This window comes from Leucobacter manosquensis, from assembly GCF_018304845.1.
Classification (GTDB): Bacteria; Actinomycetota; Actinomycetes; order Actinomycetales; family Microbacteriaceae; genus Leucobacter; species Leucobacter alluvii.
The window spans coordinates 1,121,976-1,143,213 of sequence record NZ_JAFEVO010000001.1; the positions used below are offsets into that span (position 1 = coordinate 1,121,976).

General features: G+C 69.0%; 19 protein-coding genes. 8 read left to right on the top strand and 11 right to left on the bottom strand.

Annotated elements, in window-relative coordinates; genetic code table 11:
• Window positions 1-45 precede the first annotated feature (45 nt).
• Complete coding sequence (locus JSQ98_RS05145; protein WP_211648640.1) at window positions 46-609, top strand: TetR/AcrR family transcriptional regulator; 564 nt, start codon at window positions 46-48, stop codon at window positions 607-609.
• A 33-nt stretch (window positions 610-642) separates the two neighbouring features.
• On the opposite strand, the gene JSQ98_RS05150 is transcribed toward JSQ98_RS05145, so the two are convergent.
• Window positions 643-1,542, bottom strand: a complete 900-nt coding sequence (locus JSQ98_RS05150; protein WP_176698347.1) for a LysR family transcriptional regulator — start codon at window positions 1,540-1,542, stop codon at window positions 643-645.
• Between the two features lie 74 nt (window positions 1,543-1,616).
• Here JSQ98_RS05150 and JSQ98_RS05155 point away from each other — a divergent pair, with 74 nt between their 5' ends.
• From JSQ98_RS05155 to JSQ98_RS05170, 4 genes are all read left to right on the top strand, one after another.
• Window positions 1,617-3,131, top strand: a complete 1,515-nt coding sequence (locus JSQ98_RS05155) for an aminotransferase class I/II-fold pyridoxal phosphate-dependent enzyme (protein ID WP_200331671.1) — start codon at window positions 1,617-1,619, stop codon at window positions 3,129-3,131.
• Between the two features lie 67 nt (window positions 3,132-3,198).
• Window positions 3,199-4,671, top strand: coding sequence for an amino acid permease (locus JSQ98_RS05160; protein WP_211648641.1), 1,473 nt, complete (start codon window positions 3,199-3,201; stop codon window positions 4,669-4,671).
• A gap of 130 nt (window positions 4,672-4,801) precedes the next feature.
• Entirely contained in the window at window positions 4,802-5,449 is a 648-nt protein-coding gene (locus tag JSQ98_RS05165; protein ID WP_346728719.1) for a GTP cyclohydrolase II, read from the top strand.
• A complete protein-coding gene (locus tag JSQ98_RS05170) occupies window positions 5,449-6,000 on the top strand; it encodes a MarR family winged helix-turn-helix transcriptional regulator (protein ID WP_249290966.1) in 552 nt (183 codons plus the stop codon). The genes JSQ98_RS05165 and JSQ98_RS05170 overlap by 1 nt, the downstream gene beginning before the upstream one ends.
• A 20-nt stretch (window positions 6,001-6,020) precedes the next feature.
• Here JSQ98_RS05170 and JSQ98_RS05175 read toward each other — a convergent pair whose 3' ends face one another.
• Both JSQ98_RS05175 and JSQ98_RS05180 read right to left on the bottom strand, forming a co-directional pair.
• Window positions 6,021-7,457 carry an MFS transporter gene (locus tag JSQ98_RS05175; protein WP_211648644.1) on the bottom strand — a complete coding sequence of 479 codons (1,437 nt, stop codon included), beginning with the start codon at window positions 7,455-7,457 and terminating at the stop codon, window positions 6,021-6,023.
• Window positions 7,458-7,519: 62 nt separating this feature from the next.
• Window positions 7,520-8,407 carry an arginase family protein gene (locus tag JSQ98_RS05180; RefSeq protein ID WP_211648645.1) on the bottom strand — a complete coding sequence of 296 codons (888 nt, stop codon included), beginning with the start codon at window positions 8,405-8,407 and terminating at the stop codon, window positions 7,520-7,522.
• 140 nt (window positions 8,408-8,547) lie between these two features.
• Here JSQ98_RS05180 and JSQ98_RS05185 point away from each other — a divergent pair, with 140 nt between their 5' ends.
• Complete coding sequence (locus tag JSQ98_RS05185; RefSeq protein WP_211648647.1) at window positions 8,548-10,170, top strand: PucR family transcriptional regulator; 1,623 nt, start codon at window positions 8,548-8,550, stop codon at window positions 10,168-10,170.
• 2 nt (window positions 10,171-10,172) lie between these two features.
• Here the strand turns inward: JSQ98_RS05185 and JSQ98_RS05190 are convergent, their stop codons facing one another.
• Entirely contained in the window at window positions 10,173-11,396 is a 1,224-nt protein-coding gene (locus JSQ98_RS05190; RefSeq protein WP_211648649.1) for an acyl-CoA dehydrogenase family protein, read from the bottom strand.
• A gap of 171 nt (window positions 11,397-11,567) precedes the next feature.
• On the opposite strand from JSQ98_RS05190, the gene JSQ98_RS05195 reads away from it, so the two are divergent.
• Complete coding sequence (locus tag JSQ98_RS05195; protein ID WP_211648650.1) at window positions 11,568-12,242, top strand: TetR/AcrR family transcriptional regulator; 675 nt, start codon at window positions 11,568-11,570, stop codon at window positions 12,240-12,242.
• A 61-nt stretch (window positions 12,243-12,303) separates the two neighbouring features.
• On the opposite strand, the gene JSQ98_RS05200 is transcribed toward JSQ98_RS05195, so the two are convergent.
• The 6 genes from JSQ98_RS05200 to JSQ98_RS05225 all read right to left on the bottom strand — a co-directional run bounded on the left by JSQ98_RS05200 (window position 12,304) and on the right by JSQ98_RS05225 (window position 18,745).
• Window positions 12,304-13,638, bottom strand: a complete 1,335-nt coding sequence (locus tag JSQ98_RS05200; protein ID WP_211648651.1) for an amidohydrolase — start codon at window positions 13,636-13,638, stop codon at window positions 12,304-12,306.
• A gap of 1 nt (window position 13,639) precedes the next feature.
• The gene (locus JSQ98_RS05205) at window positions 13,640-14,287 is read right to left on the bottom strand and encodes a VOC family protein (RefSeq protein WP_211648652.1); all 648 of its coding nucleotides are present in this window, start codon (window positions 14,285-14,287) and stop codon (window positions 13,640-13,642) included.
• 99 nt (window positions 14,288-14,386) lie between these two features.
• The gene (locus JSQ98_RS05210) at window positions 14,387-15,013 is read right to left on the bottom strand and encodes an MBL fold metallo-hydrolase (protein WP_211648653.1); all 627 of its coding nucleotides are present in this window, start codon (window positions 15,011-15,013) and stop codon (window positions 14,387-14,389) included.
• Entirely contained in the window at window positions 15,013-16,098 is a 1,086-nt protein-coding gene (locus JSQ98_RS05215) for an S-(hydroxymethyl)mycothiol dehydrogenase (RefSeq protein ID WP_211648654.1), read from the bottom strand. The genes JSQ98_RS05210 and JSQ98_RS05215 overlap by 1 nt, the downstream gene beginning before the upstream one ends.
• Window positions 16,099-16,204: 106 nt before the next feature.
• Window positions 16,205-17,488, bottom strand: coding sequence for an ArgE/DapE family deacylase (locus JSQ98_RS05220; protein WP_211648655.1), 1,284 nt, complete (start codon window positions 17,486-17,488; stop codon window positions 16,205-16,207).
• Window positions 17,489-17,647: 159 nt separating this feature from the next.
• Window positions 17,648-18,745 (bottom strand): RsbRD N-terminal domain-containing protein, encoded by a 1,098-nt coding sequence (locus tag JSQ98_RS05225; RefSeq protein ID WP_090150297.1) that lies wholly within the window; start codon window positions 18,743-18,745, stop codon window positions 17,648-17,650.
• A 108-nt stretch (window positions 18,746-18,853) separates the two neighbouring features.
• On the opposite strand from JSQ98_RS05225, the gene JSQ98_RS05230 reads away from it, so the two are divergent.
• Complete coding sequence (locus JSQ98_RS05230) at window positions 18,854-20,176, top strand: aspartate aminotransferase family protein (RefSeq protein WP_211648657.1); 1,323 nt, start codon at window positions 18,854-18,856, stop codon at window positions 20,174-20,176.
• 15 nt (window positions 20,177-20,191) lie between these two features.
• Here JSQ98_RS05230 and JSQ98_RS05235 read toward each other — a convergent pair whose 3' ends face one another.
• The gene (locus JSQ98_RS05235) at window positions 20,192-21,232 is read right to left on the bottom strand and encodes a phosphotransferase (protein WP_211648658.1); all 1,041 of its coding nucleotides are present in this window, start codon (window positions 21,230-21,232) and stop codon (window positions 20,192-20,194) included.
• Between the last annotated feature and the right edge of the window lie 6 nt (window positions 21,233-21,238).

Consider the following 21,238-nt stretch of genomic DNA (forward strand, 5'->3'; position numbering starts at 1 on the left):
CCGCAGCGCCCCTGTCAAGTGGACGCGCGATCCGAGGGAGTCGACGTGACGAACGACGCGCGCGAGCGCATCCTCACCGCGTGCGAGCAGACGATCGCCCGCGCAGGGATTCGCGGCTTCCGCATGCAGGACGTTGCGAGCACCGCGGGGGTCTCGATCGGCCTGCTGGCCTATCATTTCGGCGACCGAGACGGATTGCTGCAGGCGGCCCTCGACCACGTCACGGAACGCGCAGCGGATCGCGCCACCCACTCCGCCGATGCGACGACCGCTGCGACGCATCTCGCGGCCCTGCTCTGCTCGGAGTTCGGCCGGGATCCCGAGATCCGCGCCGGCTCCATCGCCTGGAACGAGTTGCGGGCGCTCGCGGTGTTCGAACCGGCCCAGGCAGCCGCCGTGGCCCGTTCGACGGCGGCCTGGCAGCGCACGGTGCACGAGCTCATCGCCGAAGCGGTGCTGGATCGCGGAGGCGACCTCGACCCGGCCGCAGCAGCGCTGATCCTCACCGCCCTCGTCGAGGGGCTCTCCGGCCGGTGGCTCACCGGTCAGGTCACGGCGGAGGAGGCTCAGGTCTCCGTGCGCGAGGCGATCCGGGGGCTGGGGCTCTGACTCCCCGGGAAGCCGAGAGCGCGATTCGTGCGGCTAGCGCCGTGCGGCGGTGAGCCGCTCGAGGATCTCCCCCAACCACCCGACTGCCGCCGGCATCGGCCCGCGCCGCGTGACGAAGGAGACACGTCGCTCCCCCAGGTCCTGCTTCGCGGGTCGCAGCACGACGTCGAAGTCGGCGTCGACGGCCGCCCGGGTCGTGAGGGCGCAGCCCAGCCCCTCGGCGACGAGTCCGTGGATCATGTACAGGTCGTCCGTGCGCATCAGCTCGCGCATGGGCACGCCGAGCGATTGGTAGACGCGTCGCAGCACCCGGTCGGAGGCTTCATCGTCGCTGCGGCTGCACACCCAGGCGACCTCGGCGAGATCAGCGAAGTCGAGCGCGTCGAGTTCCGCGAGCGGGCTGCGCTTCGCGACGAGCACGCGGTACGGCTCGGAGAACAGCGAGCGCTGCACCAGGTCGGTGCCGACGAATCCCGGCTCGGTCGATACGTGGTAGATGAGCCCGGCATGCACCTCACCCGCACGCACGAGGCCGACGACCTCCGTGGGCTCCGCTTCGATCACCTCGACCCGCACCGAGCTGCGCTGTCGCAGTTCGGCGATCGCCGCGGGGATGAGGCGCGACCCGGTCGACGAGAACGTGCCGACCCTGATGGTCACCGCGCCCGCGTCACGCAATTCGTGCACGGCGCGCTCGGCGCGCTCGATGCGGGTGAGCACCGGGGCGACCTCGCCCGCGAAGAGTTCGCCGAGCTCGGTCAGCCGCGCACCGTTCCGGTCGCGCACGACGAGATCCGCTCCGAGATGCGCCTCGAGCGCGCGCAGGTGGTGCGTCACCGTCGGCACGCCGTACCGCAGTGCATCAGCGGCGCGCGTCAGGCTCCCGTGCTGGCGCACGGCGAGGAGCACTCGGAACTGCTGCAGGGTGATCATCTGATACAGACTATGTCACGCAGTGCGAATACTTGATATTCCGCAGGGGTGCCGCGTTGCCTATGGTGAGGGGCGTGCTCGATTCTCTCCGCCGCGTTGACGCGGCCCCCACCGCCGCTGCCGCCCGCCAGCAGGAGACGCCGTACGTCGACGCGCTCCGCTCCCTCGCCCAGCAGGACTGGCAGCGTCTGCACGTGCCGGCGCACCACGGGGTCGTGGAGAACGCCCCCGGTGTCGCAGCGCTCGTCGGCGCCGATGCCATGCGCATCGATTTCCCGGTGCTCTTCAGCGGTGTCGATCAGGAGACCTGGCACCTCACGACCCCTGGCCGCGTCACCCCCCTGATGCGCGCTCAGCAGCTCGCCGCCGAGGCATGGGGAGCCAGCCGCACGTGGTTCGTCACGAACGGCGCATCCGGGGGCAACCATGTGGCGACGACGGTGGCGCGCGGCTTGGGCGTCGAGGTCGTCATGCAGCGGAGCGTGCACTCGAGCGTCATCGACGGCGCGACGCACGTCGGGCTCGACCCGCACTTCGTGCAGGGTTCCGTCGACGCCGGGCTCGGCGCCTCGCACGGCGTCACCGCGGACCAGGTCGCCGAGGCGCTCGCGGAGCACCCGGAGAGCGCATCGGTGTACATCGTGTCGCCGAGCTATTTCGGCGCCGTCGCCGACATCTCCGCCATCGCTCGCGTCGCGCACGACCACGGCGTCCCGCTCATCGTCGACGAGGCGTGGGGGTCCCACTTCGGCATGCACCCCGATCTGCCGGCCAATGCCGCGCGCCTCGGTGCCGACCTCGTGATCTCCAGCACGCACAAAGCGGCGGGATCGCTCACGCAATCCGCGATGCTCCACCTCGGCCACGGTCCGCACGCGCAGGCGCTCGAATCGCTCGTCGATCGCGTCGTCCGCTCCTTCCAGTCGACGTCGAGCAGCGCGCTCCTGCTCGCCTCGCTCGACGAGGCGCGCATGCACATCGCCACGCGCCCCGATCTCGTCGGACGCGCGATCGACTCCGCGCAAGCGATCCGCGCGGCCGTGCGCGCCGATCGCCGCTACCGCGATGCGACGCCGGACGTGCTTGCACGACCGGACGCCATCGCGAACGATCCGCTCAAGATCGCCATCGACACCCGCGGCGCCGGGATCACGGGCGGGGATGCGCAGCATCTGCTGTTGCGCGACCACCGCGTCTACTGCGAGCTCTCCACCCCCTCAGCGCTGCTCGCACTCGTCGGAGCGACGTCTGCCATCGACGTCGACCGCTTCCTCACCGCGCTGCAAGCGCTTCCCGAGGCCGATGCTGAGCCGGAGCGGCCCATCGCCCTCCCGTCGCAGTGCGAGCGCGCCATGGGTCTGGGCGAAGCCTTCTTCAGCGGCGTCGAGGTCGTCTCGGCGACGGATGCCGTCGGCCGCGTCTCCGCAGATGCGCTCGCGGCGTATCCGCCCGGTGTGCCGAACGTGCTCCCAGGGGAGGTACTCTCTGCTGAGGTCGTTTCCTTCTTGCGCGCCACCTCGGCCAGCCCGGCCGGGTACGTGCGCGGCGCGGCCGATCCCGCGCTCGACACGTTCCGCGTCGTAGCCTGACGGCGATCCAGACCGCTTCCACCCCACCGCATCGAGGATCTCAATGCGGACTGCACACAGGAGTGTCATGACCAGCACCGAAACCGCATCTTCGCAGCATCCAGACGAGGTCCCCCCTGAAGCGCCCGACGGCGGCATGCAGCGCGGCCTGAAGAACCGTCACCTGCAGCTCATCGCCATCGGCGGCTCGATCGGCACCGGGCTCTTCCTCGGTTCGGGCAAACTCATCAGCGTCTCAGGCCCCGCGATCATCTTCGTCTACCTGGTGATCGGGTTCTTCGTCTTCTTCATCATGCGCGCTCTCGGCGAGCTGCTGCTCTCGAACCTGCATTACAAGACCTTCGGCGACATCGCGAAGGACATGCTCGGCCCGTGGGCCGGATTCTTCGTCTCCTGGAATTACTGGTTCTCCTGGGTGATCGCGTGCGTCGCCGACATCGTCGCGATCACGGCGTACGTGCAGTGGTTCAATCCGAACGTCCCCGCGTGGGTGCCGGCGTTGATCACCGCCGCGGTGCTGACGCTGCTGAATCTGCAACCGGTGAAGTTCTTCGGCGAGACCGAGTTCTGGTTCGCGATCATCAAGATCGTCGCGATTCTCGGGCTCATCGTCGTCGGCATCATTCTCATGGCGACGCAATTCCAGTCCCCCGACGGCACGACGGCTTCGATCACGAATCTCTGGACGCACGGCGGAATGTTCCCCATGGGCATCAGCGGCTTCGTGCTCGGGTTCCAGATGGGCATCTTCTCGTTCATCGGCGTCGAGCTGGTGGGCACGGCCGCTGCGGAGACCCAGAATCCGCGGAAGACGCTCCCGAAGGCGATCAACTCGATCGTCATTCGCATTCTGATCTTCTACATCGGTGCGCTTGCCGTGATCATGGCGGTCACGCCGTGGGACGAGATCGCGCCTGACAAGAGCCCCTTCGTCGCGACCCTCGCCACCGCCGGATTCGGCCTCGCAGCGGTGGTGATCCAGCTGGTCGTGCTCACCTCGGCCGCGTCGAGTGCCAACTCAGGGCTCTACTCCGGCACGCGAATGCTGTTCGGCCTCGCGAAGGACGGGCACGCACCGTCCAAATTTGCGATGACCGACAGTCGAGGGGTGCCGAAGCGCTCGGTTTTCTTCACCTGCGTCTTCCTCTTCGCGGCGATCCCGCTGCTGTTCGCGGGCGACGGCGTCATCGCGGCCTTCACCTTCGTCTCATCGATGTGCGCGACCCTCATTCTGTTCACATGGGGCTCCATCGTCGTGAGCTACATCGTGTACCGGAAGCGGTACCCGGAGCGGCACGCCTCCTCCGGCTTCAAGATGCCGTTCTCGCGCATCGCGCCGTGGCTCGTGCTCGCGTTCTTCGTCTTCATCGCGGGCACGCTCCTGTACGGCGACGACACCCGGCCCTCGATCCTGGCGGCGCCCGTGTGGTTCGCGATCCTCGCAGTGCTGTGGCAGCTGCGGAAGCGCCGCTTGATTCGCGATGGCCGCCCGCTCACGGGCGCCATTCCGACGGTGCCGCACCCGCTCGACGCCGAGTAGGTCGCCGGCGCGGCTCCTGCGCCGCGCGCCTGCGAATGCCCGGGAATAGGACCCGGGCATTCGCGTTGCATCCCACATGGTTGAAATTTCACGCACTCGCGAGGGCGATCGAGCCTCATCCGCTGCGACGGTGCGAACACAGGTGCGCATCCCCCTCCGGTTTCCCGACGGCTACACCGCAGCAGCTGACGTGTTCACCTTCGACGGGCTCGTCGACGGGAAGGAGCACCTCCTCCTCGCCCTCGGAGAGTGGCAGGGCGCCTTCCCGACGGGTGACGCCGGGCCCGTCAGCGGAGCGGCGAGCGCGCCGTCGACACCGCTCGTGCGATTGCACAGCGAGTGCCTCACCGGTGACGTCTTCGGCTCGGAGCGCTGCGACTGCGGCCCGCAGCTCCGCGAAGCCGTCGAACGCATCGCGGCCGAAGGCGGCTTCCTGCTCTACCTGCGGCAGGAAGGGCGAGGGATCGGGCTCTACGCGAAGCTCGACGCGTACGCGCTGCAAGACGCCGGCCTCGACACCTACGCTGCGAACGTCGCGCTGGGCCGCGGGGAGGATGAGCGCGACTACACGGCCGCTGCCCAGATGCTGAGCGCAGTCGCCGCTGAGCGAATCCGGCTGTTGAGCAACAATCCCGATAAGGCCGAGCAACTCGGCGCCCTCGGCATCGAGGTCGTCGATCGTGTGGCGACGTCGGTGCACCTCTCCGGCTTCAACCGGAAGTACCTCGAATCCAAGCGCGACCACACGGCGCATACGATCGATCTCTCGGCAGCGTGATGGAGCCGGAGCCGGAAGAACCGGCGGCGAGCGCGGTGGCGACTGCGGAGGATGCGACGGGCCGGGGAGCCGGGCGCGACGATGCTCGACCCGCTCCCGACCGCCGCCTCGGCGACGACGAGATGCGCACCTGGCTCCCCGCCATCAGATTCGCCCAGCTCCTCCCCCAAGCGCTCGACCGAACGTTGCGCGACGGCGCGGGGATCAACCACGCCCATTACGCGATTCTCGTCATGCTCGCCCGCCCGGGAGACGAGCAACCGCCGATGTCCGAGATCGCCCGCCTCGCAGGGCTGAGCCGATCGCGTCTGAGTCACGCCATCGACGCGCTCGTCGCGCGCGGCTGGGTCGCGCGCTCCGCATGCGGCGGCGACGGCCGCACGCGCACGGCGCGGCTCACCGACGACGGTCTTGCCGCGCTTCGCGCCTCCGCTCCCGCCCATGTCGCGCAGATTCGCGAGCTCGTACTCGCCCCGCTCGACACCGCGGAGCGGGAGCAGCTCGCCGTGATCCTCGGCAAGCTGCTCCCGGGCATCGAGGCCTCCGTCTAGCTCGCGGCCCCCGCTGAACGTCAGCGCCGCTCGAGCAGCGCGATTCGGGCCGTATGGATGCGGTGAGCCTCGAGCGCCGTCTCGACGTTGGGCTCCGATCCTTCGAGCGGCTGCCCGGCGCTCTCACGCAGGAAGCAGACGGTGATGAAACCGACGACGGACATGCCGATGAGATAGTAGGCCGCGGCGAGAGGGTCGTTGGTCACGCGGATCAACGAGTCGATCACGAGTGGGGCCGTGCCTCCGAAGAGCGCGATCGACACGTTGTACGAGACTCCCAGGCTCGTGTTGCGCGAGCGCGTGGTGAAGAGCGCCGGATAGGTCGAGGCGAGGGTTCCCATGTAGAGCGCGACCGGCAGCCCGATCAGCGCGAGGCCGCAGACGATGCCCACCGGCTGCGCACCGCCGATGAGGTGGAACGCCGGCACGCTGAGAACGATCACCCACAGGGACGCTGCGAACAGCACCGGCTTGCGGCCCACGCGATCGGAAAGCATTCCAACGAACGGCATGCAGATCGCCATGAGCAGCATGAGCGGAAGGGAGAAGAGATTGCCCTGAACAGCATCGTGCTCGAGAACCGTCGAGAGATACGTCGGCATGTACGAGGTGAACGCGTAACCGGCCGAGTTCGCAGCCGCGACGAGCAGCACGACCACCAGCATCGGCTTCCAGTTGGCGATGAACACGCGCGCCGGATTCACTCGCAGGGTCGGGCGCCCATCCGCCCGCGTACGTGCGAGCGGCGCCGCCTCGGCGAGCAGCGCCGTGAAGTGCGGCGATTCTTCGACGCGCATGCGGAGGTAGATCGCGACGAAGCCGAGCGGGCCAGCGATGAGGAACGGGACGCGCCAGAGCCCATCGACCATCGCCTCCTGACCGAACGCGATCTGCAGCACCGTGACGATCGCTGCGCCCAACACGAAGCCGAGATAGCTGCCCGCGTCGAGGAAGGCGGCGTAGAACCCCCGCTTCTTGTCGGGCGCCGACTCGCTGATGAAGGTCACGGCGCTCGTGAACTCTCCGCCGGCGGAGAACCCCTGCACGATCTTCAGCACGATCAGCAGCACAGCCGCTGCGATGCCGATGGAGGCATAGCCGGGAAGCAGACCGATGAGGAACGTCGCCAGCGCCACGGTGGTCAGGGTGATGAACAGCACGCGCTTGCGTCCGATCTTGTCCCCGAGCCAGCCGAAGAAGAGACCGCCGAGCGGTCGGAACAGGTACGTGCTCGCGAAGGTGCCGAGCATGAAGATGACCTGCGTCGCAGGGTTCGCCTCGGGGAGGAATACGGGGCCGAGGGTGACGACGAGGTAGCCGAAGACTCCGACGTCGTACCACTCCATGACATTGCCGACGAACGTTCCGCGCACCGCGCGGCCCAGCTCGCGCTTGCGCACGATGTTCACCGCCCCGGTGTCGAGCACCGGGCTCACCTGCTCTTGGTGTTCCGCCATCGTCCCACTCCCTCACTTCATCATGCGAAACCGAACGCGCTCCATCGACGCGTTCGATCGGGTCAGTCGTCGCTGTGTCGTTGCCCGAACACGGCGAAGTAATAGCAGAGATAGGCCGCGAGGGTCGCGGTCATGTCCTGGTGGTCCGTCATCGGGTTGACCTCGGTCACTGCGAACGAATCGCAGTGCGGTGCAAGCGCCATGATCGTGTCGATCGCCTGCCGTGACGTGATCCCACCCGGCTCGAGGGCTCCCGCGCCCGGCGCGTGCGCCGGATCGATCGCGTCGATGTCGAAGCTCAGATGCACATGGTCGGCGCCTGCGGTGCGTTCGAGAATTCGTTCGACGACGGCTGCGGTGCCGCTCCTATCGAATTCCGCCGCGGTGATGCGCGCCAGGCCGGCGCTCTCCAGGTAGGCACGCGAAGACGGGAAGTTGAAGTGCCGGAGCCCCACCTGGATGCTGTGCTCCGTCCGCGCCCGATCGAGTTCGAGCGATCTCCGCATCCCACTGGACTGGCTGTGGGTGCCCTGCTGCTCGTTTCGGTCCATCACGTCGAGGTGCGCATCGAAGTGTATGACGCCGACCGTTCCATCGGTGGCATCATGAAGCCCCTTGGTGCCCGCATACAGGAAGCAGTCGTCGCCCCCGAGCAGAATGGGCACGTTCCCGGACCGCACGCTCCGCGCGATTCGCGCGCTCGTGCGCTCGAGCGTCGTCAGCACGTCGTGGGCCACGATGTCGGCGTCGCCGCCGTCGATGATCAGCGGAGCATCGTGCAGCTCGCCAGTCTCGAGCGAGAACACCGATCCAGACTCCACGCGCTGCGTGATCCAGCCGAGTTGCTGACGAATACGATCCGGTGCGTAGCGGGACCCGGGATACCCGAGCGTGGCCGCTCCGTCGAAGGGCGCTCCGATGATCTCGAACTGACGTGCGGTCGCTGGCATGACCCCTCCTGGTTGTCGTGATGCGCTGAGATTCCAGCATCGTCGGCCACTGCATCGTCCGCAATCGCGCTGAGGGTGAATATGAGCAGATACACTCCCTCATACAGTGAACGCGCTTGCGCATGGACCAGGAGGAACACATGCCAGCACCGCGACCGGCTCCCTACCCCACCCTCGCCGATCTCACCCGCGCGAAAGAGTTGGAACTCACCTGCGTCGTCGGCCACGACTGGTTGAGCCGGTCGGTCACCTGGGTGCACGTCGCGGAAGTCACCGATCCCAGCCCGTGGCTGACGCGAGGGGTGCTGCTGCTGACCACCGGCCTCATCGAGCGCACGCCGGAGTCGCTGGACGAGTTGTTTCGGCGTCTCCGCGAGCACGGCGTCGCCGGCGTCGGGTTCGGAGTGGGGCTCACCGTGGAGGAGATCCCGCAGGAATGGCACAGCGCAGCCGTGAAGCATCAGCTTCCGCTTCTGCGCGTCCCGCTCACCACCCCCTACATCGCCATCGCCGAGCACGTTTCCGCTCGTATCGCGGAAGCTCAGATGAGCCAGGTGCAGCGTCTCCTCGACCTGCAGCAGCGCCTTGCCGCCGCGCCGGGCCCCGGACTGCGCCCTGAAGCACTCGAGACCCTTGCGGCCGAGCTCGAGGCGACGGTCGTCTGGCGGGACGCCGCCGGGGACCCCGCCTCCGCAGGACGGGTACTGGGGGACGGCGAAATGCGGGCCATCTCCGGCGAGCTCTCCCGGCACGCGGCATCCGGACGGCGCTCGACGAGCGTTTCCCTCGGCGCACGCTTCGTGCACATCGCGAGTACCGCCGGCGCACCGATCGCCGTCACTCGAATGCGCCGATACTCTCCGCTGGAGCAGGGCATGATCGGCTCGATCGCCTTCTTCATCGATGACGCGCGCACGAGCAGTCGGGGCGACGTCACCGCGATCTCGTTCCGCGAACGCGTGCTCACCGAGGCTCTCACCGGGCGACTCGAAGGCGATGCGCGGTTGTTCGAGCTGCTGCTCGGATCGAGCACGCGCTGCACGGTCGTGCACCTCGGCCCCTCGCCCGACCCGGGGCTCCCCAGCATGAAGGAGCCGGCTGCCGGCCTGCTCCTCAAGGCTCATCTCGCGAATGCGTGGAATCAGGCGGAGTTCACCGTGGTTCCGCTGCTGTGCGCCGTCGGATCGGAGTTCATCATCGTGATCCCGGGAGCCGATCATCAGGAGGTGCAGCCGCTCGTCACTGAGTTCCTCGCGAACGAGACCGGCAACCTCGCGAGCTGGCGAGCCGGTATCAGCCGCACCGCGCCCGCGAGCGGGCTGCTCGACTTGCGAGCCGAAGCGGCACGGGCGCACCTCGGCACCCGGGAGCGCGACGTCGTCGCGGTGTCGTACGCCGAGCTGAGCCGTCGGGAGGCCTGGAGCGCCTCGATCGACGCCTCCAGAACCGTCCCGGTGTTCGCGGAATGGCGACGGCGCCTCGAGATGCTCGATCCCGCCCTCGCCGAGCGCACGCGCGTCGCACTGCACGCGTACCTCGCGGCCAACGGAGCCATCGAACGCGCGGCCGCTCAGCTCGCGGTGCACCGGCAGACGCTGCGCAGTCACCTGCACGCTGCCGAGCGCGATCTCGACGTGCGGCTCGACGCCCCCACCGAGCGCGCACTCCTCTGGCTCGCACTCGACTCCGGAGCGCTCGCACCGGCCACCGGTTCCGCGAGGCCCCGGGGATCAGGCGGGGTTGCAGCGCCGCTCGAGGACTGAACTCAGGCGAATGCGGAGATTCCCGTGATGTCGCGACCGATGATGAGCGCCTGCACCGTCTCCGTGCCCTCGTACGTGTGCAGGGCTTCGATGTCGGCGAAGTGGCGAGCGACCCGATTCTCGAGCAGAATGCCGTTGCCGCCGAGCAGATCGCGAGCGTTCCGCGCCAGATCCCGCGCCGTGCGCGTGGCGGTGTACTTGCCGAGCGAGGCGCCGGGCCCCGACAGCTCACCCCGCTCCTCCGCGCGCGTGAGCTGCATGAGGAGGGACTGCAACGAGGTCACGCCGCTCAGCATCTCGGTGAGCCGGGACTGGACGATCTGCGAGGCGGCGAGCGGCCTTCCGAACTGCACGCGCTGCTTCGCGTAGTGCACGGCCGACTCGTAGACGGCGACGGCGTGCCCGAGCGCGGACCAGGCGACGCCGAGGCGCGTCGCCTGCAGCACGCGGGCCGTGTCCTTGAAGCTGTTCGCGCCCGGCATCCTCGCGCTCGCCGGCACCCGCACACCGTCGAGCTCGATGTGCGCCTGCCAGATGGCGCGCAACGAGACTTTCCCCTCGATCGTCGTCGCCCGATATCCTTCCGCGTCTTGCGGCACCAGGAAGCCCTGCACCTGACCGTCATCGCCTCGGGCCCAGACCACCGACACCTGACCGACGCTGCCCGACCCGATCCACTTCTTGTGCCCCGTGATGACGTACTCGTCTCCGTCCGCTTCGGCGCTCGTCTCCAAGCTGACGGAGTCCGAACCGTGCGTCGGCTCGGTGAGTGCGAACGCTCCGAGCTCGGTGCCCCTCGCGAGCGGTTCGAACCAACGATCGCGCTGCGCTTCGGAGCCGCAGTACGCGATCGAGCGCAGCGCGAGACCGCCCTGCACGCCGACGATCGTCGCGATCGACCCGTCTCCGCGCGCGAGCTCCATCATGGTGAGGCTCGCGGCCAGCAGGCTCTGCTCCGGATAACCCGGAACGTCGATGCCGTCGCGCATGAGGTCGAGTTCGCCGAGGCGAAGCGCGAGATCGAGCGGATACTCGGCCCGATCCCAGATGCCTGCGATGACGGGCCGCACCTCATCCTGCACGAACGCGCGAGCCCGATCCCGGTATGCCAGATCCTCGCTCGAGACGCCGCGGAAGACTCCGGCGACATCGGGATCGAGTGGTTCCCAGAGCGCATATTCGGGCTCCGCGGTACCCTGGCTGACGACCGGCTTCGAGTTCGGCATGGGTTCCTCCCTGCGACGGCGCGCGCCGACGCGTTCGCCGTCGAGCATGCCTGACACTCGGTGTCAAGTCAAGTCCATTCCCCACAGCGAAGCCCCGACCGGCCCGCGCTCGTAACGCCTTCACGAGTGGAACTCGGTTTCACATGCTCTCTGGTGTGCTAGTTTCTTGACATGCCACCGCACGGAGCCGGAATGACGCCGGAGAGCTCGACCGCGGCGATCCGCCACCTCGCGGAACGCGGCTACGAAGCGACGACGGCTGAAGCTCTCGCCGCAGCGGTCGGGATGAGCCGGAGCACCTTCTTCCGACGCTTCGGCAGCAAAGACGACGTCATCTTCGCCGACCACGATCACGCGCTCGCCCGTCTCGAGGCCGCCCTCGAAGACACGGCCCTCGCCCCCGCGGACGCTCTCGTCTCTGCGACAGCCGATGTGCTGCGACTCCTGCTCCGCGATCCAGAGGCCGCACGGCTGCGGTTCGAACTCATGCGCCTCACGCCCGCTCTCCGCGACCGAGAGCTCGTCATCACCCACCGCTACGAACGCGTGTTCACCCGCTACATCCGCGAGGTGCAGCAGCCGGGTGCGCCTGCCTGGGTGGCGTCGACCCTCGGCGCCTCGCTCGTTGCGGCCCACAACGCCGCACTGCGCGCATGGTTGCGCGGCCGCACCACGGACGCCGCGGCCGCGCTGACCGAGGATCTGCGCGAGCTCACATCGCTCTACCTGCGCTGGCTCACGGCCGATCACGACAGCAGCGAGCGCCGCGTACTGGTGGCGGTCTACGACGCCACCGGTTCCCCCGATTCCGTACTGACAGCAGTCTCCGAGCAGCTTCGCCGCTAGCCACCCGCGCTTTCGATGCCGCTCAGCCGCGCGCGCGGCAGCAGCGCCACGACTCCCGGAGTCACGACTCCCAGCGATACCGCCCGCCGCGCGCCGCGAACTCAGCATCGACGGCGGCCCGCAGCGCCCCATCGGCGAGGTAGTCGATCGCCACTGCACCGAGTCCTGCGGCCGCATCGGTCATCGCGGCGAACGCGGATGGCTGCACGGTCTGATCGGCGAACGCGGCGTGGTGGGGGTGCACCGTCTCCGGACCGCCGATCCCGATCGACGGATGGATGGCGGGGATGAACTGCGTCACGTTTCCCATGTCGGTCGACGGCCCGGCCTGCGCGGCGACCGCGGGTGACGGCGGCGTCTCTCGTCCTCGCTCACCGAGCGCTCCGGCCCAGCGGCGCATCAGCTCGACGCTCGGCTCCAGCGGCAGATACGGCGGTACGGGGTCGACTTCGATCTCCGCGGTCGTGCCGGTGGCGAGCGCTGCCCCGCGCAGCGCATCAACCACGCGGTCCGTGAGCACCCGCAACGTATCGATCTCGCCGGATCTCACGTAGAAGAGCGCTGAGGCCTGCTCCGGCACGACGTTCGGTGCGGCACCGCCGTCGGTGATGATGCCGTGCACGCGGTCGATGGGGAGGATGTGCTGCCGCAGCTGGGCCACCGACTGGTATGCGGATACGACGGCGTCGAGCGCGTTGATTCCGAGCCATGGCTCCCCAGCGGCATGGGCAGCGCGGCCCCGGTACGTCACCGCGATACGGCGCACGCCCGTGGTGCGCTCACCCCAGATCGGGGAGGCTTTCGCACCCGCCGCCGGATGCACCATCGCCGCGGCATGAATCTCATCGAACCCGCCGGCTCGCAGAATGTGCTCTTTGCCGCCGCCGTTCTCCTCCGCCGGAGTCCCGATGAGCGAGAGGGTCGCGCCGAGTTCACGCACGATCGGAGCGGCGCCGAGAAACGCGCCGACGGCGATGCCCGCGATCAGGTTGTGCCCGCAGGCGTGACCGATCCCGGGGAGCGCGTCGTACTCGGCGAGTATCGCGAAGTGCGGCCCGTCCCCGGTGCCCACTTGCGCCCGGAGGGCCGTTTCGAGGCCGTACGCCCCCACTTCGGGCTCGACGCCGTGCTGGATGAGCACAGCGGCGAGCTCCCGCACCGAGTCGTGCTCTGCGAAGCCGATCTCGGGGGCTTCGTAGAGGCGGGTTGCGAGCGTCTCGAGCGCAGGCCTCAGATCGTCGACGGATCGCCCCAGCTTCGTGTGAGCGTCTGCTCCGGCTCCGGCGAACCGCGACGGCTCGTCGCCCGGGGGCGTCTGCGGGGTTCTCGAACGTCGCTGGTACTCGAGGTACACGTCTTGCGCATGGTTCGCGCCACCGCTGCGGGGGGCGGGCATGTCAGCAGGTCACGGGCGCGCCGTCGGCGCGCTGCAGCTCGAGTCGATACCCCGGGCGAGGTCCGGTGATGGTCTCGGCGGCACCGTCGCCCAGGCCGAGCGCCGCGAGCGCAGTGTCGACCGCCAGAGGGTCCGGCTCCTCACGGACGAAGGAGACGAGTTCGATCGTCGGCAGCTCTCCCGTTCCGGGCTGCGCCGTCGTTCCCCAATCGATCAGGAATGGCACGTCGAGGCGGTGCATCGCCGCTCCGGTGAGGCGCCATTCGAGCAGCTCTCCCGCGGGGGTGCGCCGGGAGAGCTCCCAGACGTCACCGGGATCGAACCCGCTCGCCCGGGCAGCGGCGACCGTCGCGTCGATGTCGCGCGGGTGCACGGCGTAGGCCTGCACGCGAGGCTCGTCGAGAGTGTCGATCGCGAACGTCGTCGGGAGCGCAGCGGTCTCGCGATCCGGATCAGGGCCGATGAGTTCGATGTACTGCGGGCCTCGTTGCTCTCCCACCGTGAGCGCAACGAGGGCATTCGCGGTGCCGGTGGGGTGCGCCCCTCCGCGTTCGGCGGTGACCCCCGTCCGGTCAGCGAACCACTCGATGAGTGCGTCGAGATCGGGGCCGGCGATGACGATGTGGTCGAGAAGACGCGGGATGCTCATGTCGAGAGTTCATCACACCGCGGCCGCGCGCGTGACGTCCGCCGTCATACGACGTCACGCGCGCGGCATCGCGAGTCCGCGGATCTGCTCGCCGTGCTGTTAGTGCCCGCGCGCGATCCACTCGTCGAGGTGCGGGGCCTCATCGCCGATCGTCGTCGTGTCTCCGTGTCCGGTGTGCACCACGGTCTCAGCCGGAAGGGTGAGCAGCTTTCCGCGGATCGACTCGATGATCAACGGGAAATCGCTGAAGGAGCGACCGGTCGCACCGGGTCCGCCCTGGAACAAGGTGTCCCCGGTGAACACCGCGTCGAGCTGCGGCGCGGTGAACGAGGTCGAGCCGGGCGAGTGCCCGGGCGTGTGCAGCGCCGTCAGCTCGACGCCCGCCACCGAGAACACATCGCCGTCCGCGATCTTCGCATCGGGGGCCGAGTCGTACACGGTCTCCCACAGCATTGCGTCGGCTGGATGCAGATGCAACGGCGCCTGGAGTCGATCGGCCGTCTCGCGTGCCGCACGGATGTGGTCGTCGTGCCCGTGGGTGAGCAGGATCGCGACGGTGCGGCGCTCCCCGACGGCCTCCGCCACGGCTTCGGCGCTGTGAGCGGGATCGATGACGATCACTTCGGAGTCGTCGCCGACGATCCAGACGTTGTTGTCGACGTCCCACGTGCCGCCGTCCAGCGAGAACGTGCCGCTCGTGACCAGTCGTTCGATACGCGCGGCCATCAGAGCACCACCACCGAGCGCAGCACGGTGCCCTCGTGCATCCGGTCGAATGCGGCCTCGACGTCGCCCAGGCCGATGCGCTCGGTCACGAACCCTTCGAGATCGAGACGCCCGAGCTTGTACTGATCGATGAGCATCGAGAAATCTCGGCTCGGCAGGCAGTCGCCATACCACGACGACTTCAGCGATCCGCCCCGCCCGAAGACGTCGAGCAGCGGCAGTTCCAGCTGCATCTCGGGCGTCGGTACGCCGACGAGTACGACGCGGCCAGCGAGATCGCGAGCGTAGAACGCCTGCGTGTACGTCTCAGGGCGGCCCACAGCATCGATCACCACGTCGGCGCCGAACCCCTCCGTCAGCGCGCGAATCGCTTCGACCGGATCCTCGGAGCGCGAATTCACGGTGTGCGTCGCCCCGAAGCGCCTCGCCTGCTCGAGCTTCGCGTCGTCGATGTCGACGGCGATGATCGTGGTCGCTCCCGCCAGCTGCGCGCCGGCGATCGCCGCAGTGCCCACGCCGCCGCAGCCGATGACCGCGACCGACTCGCCGCGCTGCACGCCGCCGGTGTTGATCGCCGCACCGATGCCCGCCATGACGCCGCAACCGAGCAGTCCGACTGCGGCGGCATCCGATTCCTCGTCGATCTTCGTGCACTGGCCGGCGGCGACGAGGGTCTTCTCGATGAACGCTCCGATGCCGAGTGCTGGTGAGAGCTCCGTGCCGTCCTCGAGCGTCATCTTCTGCTTCGCGTTGTGCGTGTCGAAGCAGTACTGCGGCTGCCCCTTCGCGCAGGCGCGGCACTGCCCGCAGACCGCGCGCCAGTTGAGGATCACGCGATCCCCCACTGCGACCTCGGTCACGCCCTCGCCGACAGCCGCGACGCGACCCGTCGCCTCGTGGCCGAGGAGGAACGGGAACTCGTCGTTGATGCCGCCGAGCTTGTAGTGCAGGTCGGTGTGGCAGACGCCGCTCGTGAGAATGTCGACGACCGCCTCACCCGGGCCCGGGTCCGGCACGATCACCGTTTCGATGGTGACCGGGGCGTTCTTCTCTCGGACGACAACGCCTTGCACTCGATACGCCATGGGGTTCCTTTCACGGATCTCTGCAGCTTGCGCGCCCGCGCGCTCGGTGCACGTGCGGGCTCTGCATCCAGGCTATCGAGTACCGTCGACACGCGCCCCTCCCGGCTCAATCGATTTCTTCGACCCCGCACCATTCGGCGATGAAGAGCGCCATCGACTGCGTGCAACGGCGAATCGACTCGATGCTGACGCGCTCGTCGAACCCGTGGATGTTCTCGGATACCGGCCCGTACACGAGCGTCGGCGTGTTGCCGTAGTTCACGAACACGCGACCATCGAGGTAGCCCGGCGTGGTGAAACTGGTGAGCTCGCGCCCGAACGCAGCCCGGTGCGTCCGCTCGAGCACCGCCTCGGCCTCGCTGCCCGGTTCGAGCACGTAGCCCTCAGCGTAGAACCCGTCGGGCGTCACCTCGACGTCGAACGGGCGGCGATCCTCGGCGCCCGACGCGGCCGCGCGCACGCACTGCTCGACCGCGGCGTGCGCATCCGCGGCGGCCATGCCGGGGTACAGCGCCACGCGAAGCCTCAGTTCGCACCACGCCGGAACGCTCGACGGCCAGTCTCCGCCTCGGATGCCGCCGATGTTGAAGTTGATCGGGTGATCGAGATCCTCGAAGTACCGGTGCTGTGACTGCTCGGCATTCCATTCCTGCTCCAGCCCGCGAAGCGCCTCGATCACCTCGTAGGCCGCGTCGATGGCGTTGAAGCCGTTCGCCATCTCACGCGGATGGGTCGGCTCGCCGCTCACCCGAATGGTGCACCACAGGACGCCGACGTTCGCGCGGACGAGCGCGTCCTCCTCGGGTTCCGAGATGATGACGGCGTCGGCTTCGTAGCCGCGCAGCAGTGCGGCGAGCGAACCGTTGCCGGTGCACTCCTCCTCGACGACCGATTGCAGGTGCACACGGGCAGTCGGCGCAAGGCCGGCGCGGCGCAGCGCATCGAACGCGAACAGGTTCGCGATGAGCCCGGCCTTCATGTCACCGGCGCCGCGACCGTACATCCATCCGTCGCGCACCTCGGCGTCCCACGGCGAGCGCGACCACTGCGCTTCCGGCCCCTCCGGCACGACGTCGATGTGACCGTTCAGAATCAGCGATCGGCCAGCCTCTCGCGCCGGCGTGTAGGTTCCGACCACGTTCGTCATCCCCGAGTAGTCGACGGTGGACGGCCCATACCCGGGATGCGATTCGAGTTCGGGCGAACCGATCGTCCAGCGGTCGATGTCGAGGCCGAGCGCGGCCATGCGCCCCTCGATGAGGTCTTGCGCGGCTTCCTCGTCCGCGCGCAACGAGGGCGCGGAGACCAGGTCGGCGGTCGCGCGCACCTGCTCATCGAATGCGGCGTCGACGGCGTCGAGGATGCGCTGGGTCTGCGTGGTCGAGATCATGGGGCCTCCGGGTCCGGTGTGCTCGCCGGCGGCGCGCAGGTCACCGGCCGCGGGTCATTCCGCATGCTCCGAGGCTATGGCCAGAAGCGCCGCCGATCCGTGTCGGATCGCCTCCGCTTGCCGTCGCTTCGTGTGCATTCGGACACCCGCCTCACCCCCTCAGAGGTCGAGGATCACCATCGCGATCGCGGCATCGCGCGGCACGGTGACGTCGAGGCCGCTGAGGTCCTGGAAGACGCGCAACCGCTTGAGCACGGTGTTGCGGTGGAAGAAGAGCTCCTCAGCCGTGCGCTGCATCGAACCCGTGCGGATGAACGCGCGCAGCGTCACCGCGAGGCGCTCCCGCTCTGCATCGGGAAGCGAGTCGAAGGCTCCGGTCAGTTCGTGCATGAATCCGTCGACCCGCTCGAGCATCGTCTCGCGAGCGATCGAGGCGAAGCCGTCGCGCAGTCGGAAGACCGCTCCGTCGTCAGCGCGCTCGGCGAGGTCGATCGCGATGGTCGCCGCTCGCCCGACGCGGTCGAGACCGCCCACGCGCGAGAGGTAGCCTCCGCAGAGGGCAGGATCGGCGTCGACCCAGTCGATGGGCCCGCGTCGTGGACGCAGCAGTACGGTCGTGCCCCCGTCGTCGACGTACTGGCCGCCGCTCTCGAGCACCTCCCTCGCCAACCGGTCCCCATCGCGCGTCGTGGCGAGCATCTCGTATTCGACCGACGATGAGAGTCGCAGCAGGTGCGCGATCGCCACCAGTTCGTCGCCGTCGGCCTGCCCGGAGAACAGTCTCGATCGCGCCCGTTCCTTCGCCGTTCGCCGCTGCTGCGTCATCGAGTCCGATTCCTCGAGGAACGAGCGCTGCACCTCCGTCGCGTAGCGTTCGACGACGTCGAGCACGAGCTCGCCGTGGGCCAGCAGCGCGTCGGTGAGGTCGGGCTGGGCCGCCCGTTCGAGCCCTCGCCAGAGCACTCGGAAGTTGATGCGCACCGCTTCCATGAAGCGCTCGACGCGCACCCCCTGCCGCGCGCGGCGTCGCCCGAGCGCCTCGGCGAACTCCGACGGCGCCTCCGCCCCGGCCTCAGCGGCGAGGCGCGAGGCGAACAGCGCGAACGCGTTCCGCGCGGTGCGCTCGATATCCTCTGCCGCGACCGCGTCGCCGACGTACCCCTCGTGCGTGCTCAGCTCCGTCAAGAAGTCGTCGAGCAGCCTCGGCGTGTCCGCGCGCACGCGATCGATGAGCTGGAGCCAACGCGGATCGTGCATGACTCCATTGTGCGGCAGAGTGGTGCGCTGCGGAGTACTGGATCGTTCACGGGCGCGGGATACAGTGGGGCGGGGGCCGCTGCCGGACGGCCGGCGAGGAGGGACACGATGAGCGTCGCACGCGAAATGCACATGGCCAACAGCTTCGACCCGGGACGCGCGGCCGATCTCTCGCCAGCGGACGCGCAGCTCATCGCGCGGCGAACCCGCGCGATGGGCGCCGCCTACCGGCTCTTCTACGACCGGCCGGTGCACTTCGTGCGTGGCGAGGGCGTGTGGCTCTACGACGCCGAGGGCAACGCGTTCCTCGACGCGTACAACAACGTGCCGGTGGTCGGTCACGCGAACCCGATCGTGCAGCAGCGCGTGGCTGCGCAGCTCGGCAGACTCAACACGCACACCCGCTATCTGGGCGACGAGGTCGTCGCCTATGCCGAACGCCTCACCGGGCTCCTGGGGCACGGTCTCGAGCAGGCCGTCTTCGTCTGCACCGGCAGCGAGGCCGTCGACCTCGCGCTGCGCGTCGCCCGGCACGTCACGGGCCGCCGGGGCATCATCGCGACGGCGCACGCCTATCACGGCACGACCGCGGCGGCGGCGGCCATCTCACCGAGCCTCGGCCCGAACAATCCGATACCCGACGATGTCGAACTCATCGCAGCGCCCGATCTCGCCCGGGAGTCCCCCGACCGGGCTGCGGCCGCGTTCGCCGTGCGCGTGCGCGAGGCGGCGGATGCGCTGCGATCGCGCGGCCACGAGCCTGCCGGGCTCATCGTCGACTCGATTCTCTCGAGCGACGGACTGCAGGGAACGGCGCCCGGATTGCTGCGCGGCGCGGCGACGGAGATCCGCGCGCAGGGCGGCCTCTACATCGCGGACGAGGTGCAGACCGGGTTCGGGCGCACCGGCGCCTGGTGGGGCTTTCCGCAGCACGAGGTCGCACCCGACCTCGTCGTCGCCGGCAAGCCCATGGGCAACGGCCTGCCCATCGCCGCACTCTTCTCCCGCCCCGAGCTCCTCGACCGCTTCGGCGCCGACATGCGGTTCTTCAACACGTTCGGCGGCAATCACGTGAGCGTCGCCGCTGGCCAGGCCGTGCTCGACGAGATCACCGAGCGAGACCTGATCGCGCGTGCGGCGACGCTCGGCGCACGCATGCTCTCAGAGCTGCGCGGGATCGCTCTGGCCAATGACAGCATCGGCGCCGTGCGCGGATCCGGCTTGTTCTTCGCGCTCGAGGTGGTGGACGACGAGGGCGTGGCGGATCCGACTCTCGCAGCCGCCGTGGTCAATCGCATGCGCGCTGATCGCGTGCTCATCAGCGCATCGGGGCCGCAGGCCAACGTGCTCAAGATTCGGCCTCCGCTCGTCTTCGGCGACGAGCACGCCCCTCGGCTGCTGGAGTCGCTCGCGGGCGCGCTCTCGCGCTAGTCCGCCCCGCTCGTCTCAGCGCTCCGGGAGGGGCTCTGCGGCGAAGCGCGCTGCGGCCTCCGCGGGTGAGACTCGGAGCAGCTGCTCGAGCGCCGGCCAGGTGGCGGCCATGCGCGCCTCGGCGTAGGCGCGGTTGCCCTCACGGCCCCGGTGCGTCCACGTGCTCGCGTTCACCGCGAGTCGGGCGACGGCGAGCGGGTACAGCACCTCGATCTCATCAGCCGTGAGCGAGCAGTGCGCGACGTAGCCCGACACGACATCGGCGAAGGCCGCGAACGCGTCGCCTTGGCGCAGCGCCGCATAGGCCGCTGCAACGGCGAGCTCGGCGATCCGCACGGTCGCGACGGCATCGTTGAAGTCGACGATGCCCATGATGCTGACGGCGCCGTCCTGACGCCGCTCCGCGAGCAGATTGAAGTCGTGGAGGTCCTGGTGCACGACGGCTCGCGGGAGTGTCGAGAGCTTCGGCTCGATGACGTCGAATCGGCGGAGGACTTCCTCCAGCAGCGCCCGACGTGCCGGGTCGACGACCGCATCCCAGGTGCTTCTGATCGAATCGCCCGCGCGGTCAGCCATCCAGTGGTGCAGATTCTGGCCGTCGTGTCGTTCGGCGAGCGGATGAAGACTGCGCGGAACCTCGGCGGCGAGCGCTCCGAGACTCCGGCGGTATGCCGCGTCGGTGCCGCCGAGTTCGGCGACGCTGGTGCCGGCGACCCAGCTCGTCACCCGCGCACGAAGCGCGCGGCCGTCCCTTGCGACGAACGGCTTCGCGACCGACCCGTCTGCAGCGCGCTGCAAGACCGGGGTCGCGACCGGGAGGGGGCGCTCCTCGAGCTGTTCGAGCACGGCGTTCTGCCACGCGAAGGTCGCCTCGTCGAGAGGCGTGGGTGAGAGGCGCACGAACCGGGCGCCCCCGTCCGCAAGGGTCGCTCGATAATTGATGTCGAGTTCGCCGCCGAGCCGCTGCCAGTGCACCGCCTCGACGTCGAAGTGCTCATCGAGCACTGCGGCGAGCGCGCGCTCGTCAGCGGCGGTGAGCGGATCGAGAACGTGCATCGAGGA

Excerpts from the sequence above, each read along its gene's own strand:
- JSQ98_RS05160 (WP_211648641.1), top strand. The coding sequence starts at position 3,199 with ATGACCAGCACCGAAACCGCATCTTCGCAGCATCCAGACGAGGTCCCC.
- JSQ98_RS05195 (WP_211648650.1), top strand. The coding sequence starts at position 11,568 with ATGCCACCGCACGGAGCCGGAATGACGCCGGAGAGCTCGACCGCGGCG.
- JSQ98_RS05225 (WP_090150297.1), bottom strand. The coding sequence starts at position 18,745 with ATGCACGATCCGCGTTGGCTCCAGCTCATCGATCGCGTGCGCGCGGAC.
- JSQ98_RS05205 (WP_211648652.1), bottom strand. The coding sequence starts at position 14,287 with ATGAGCATCCCGCGTCTTCTCGACCACATCGTCATCGCCGGCCCCGAT.
- JSQ98_RS05210 (WP_211648653.1), bottom strand. The coding sequence starts at position 15,013 with ATGGCCGCGCGTATCGAACGACTGGTCACGAGCGGCACGTTCTCGCTG.
- JSQ98_RS05170 (WP_249290966.1), top strand. The coding sequence starts at position 5,449 with ATGGAGCCGGAGCCGGAAGAACCGGCGGCGAGCGCGGTGGCGACTGCG.
- JSQ98_RS05185 (WP_211648647.1), top strand. The coding sequence starts at position 8,548 with ATGCCAGCACCGCGACCGGCTCCCTACCCCACCCTCGCCGATCTCACC.
- JSQ98_RS05230 (WP_211648657.1), top strand. The coding sequence starts at position 18,854 with ATGAGCGTCGCACGCGAAATGCACATGGCCAACAGCTTCGACCCGGGA.
- JSQ98_RS05190 (WP_211648649.1), bottom strand. The coding sequence starts at position 11,396 with ATGCCGAACTCGAAGCCGGTCGTCAGCCAGGGTACCGCGGAGCCCGAA.
- JSQ98_RS05215 (WP_211648654.1), bottom strand. The coding sequence starts at position 16,098 with ATGGCGTATCGAGTGCAAGGCGTTGTCGTCCGAGAGAAGAACGCCCCG.
- JSQ98_RS05180 (WP_211648645.1), bottom strand. The coding sequence starts at position 8,407 with ATGCCAGCGACCGCACGTCAGTTCGAGATCATCGGAGCGCCCTTCGAC.
- JSQ98_RS05175 (WP_211648644.1), bottom strand. The coding sequence starts at position 7,457 with ATGGCGGAACACCAAGAGCAGGTGAGCCCGGTGCTCGACACCGGGGCG.
- JSQ98_RS05235 (WP_211648658.1), bottom strand. The coding sequence starts at position 21,232 with ATGCACGTTCTCGATCCGCTCACCGCCGCTGACGAGCGCGCGCTCGCC.
- JSQ98_RS05150 (WP_176698347.1), bottom strand. The coding sequence starts at position 1,542 with ATGATCACCCTGCAGCAGTTCCGAGTGCTCCTCGCCGTGCGCCAGCAC.
- JSQ98_RS05220 (WP_211648655.1), bottom strand. The coding sequence starts at position 17,488 with ATGATCTCGACCACGCAGACCCAGCGCATCCTCGACGCCGTCGACGCC.
- JSQ98_RS05200 (WP_211648651.1), bottom strand. The coding sequence starts at position 13,638 with ATGCCCGCCCCCCGCAGCGGTGGCGCGAACCATGCGCAAGACGTGTAC.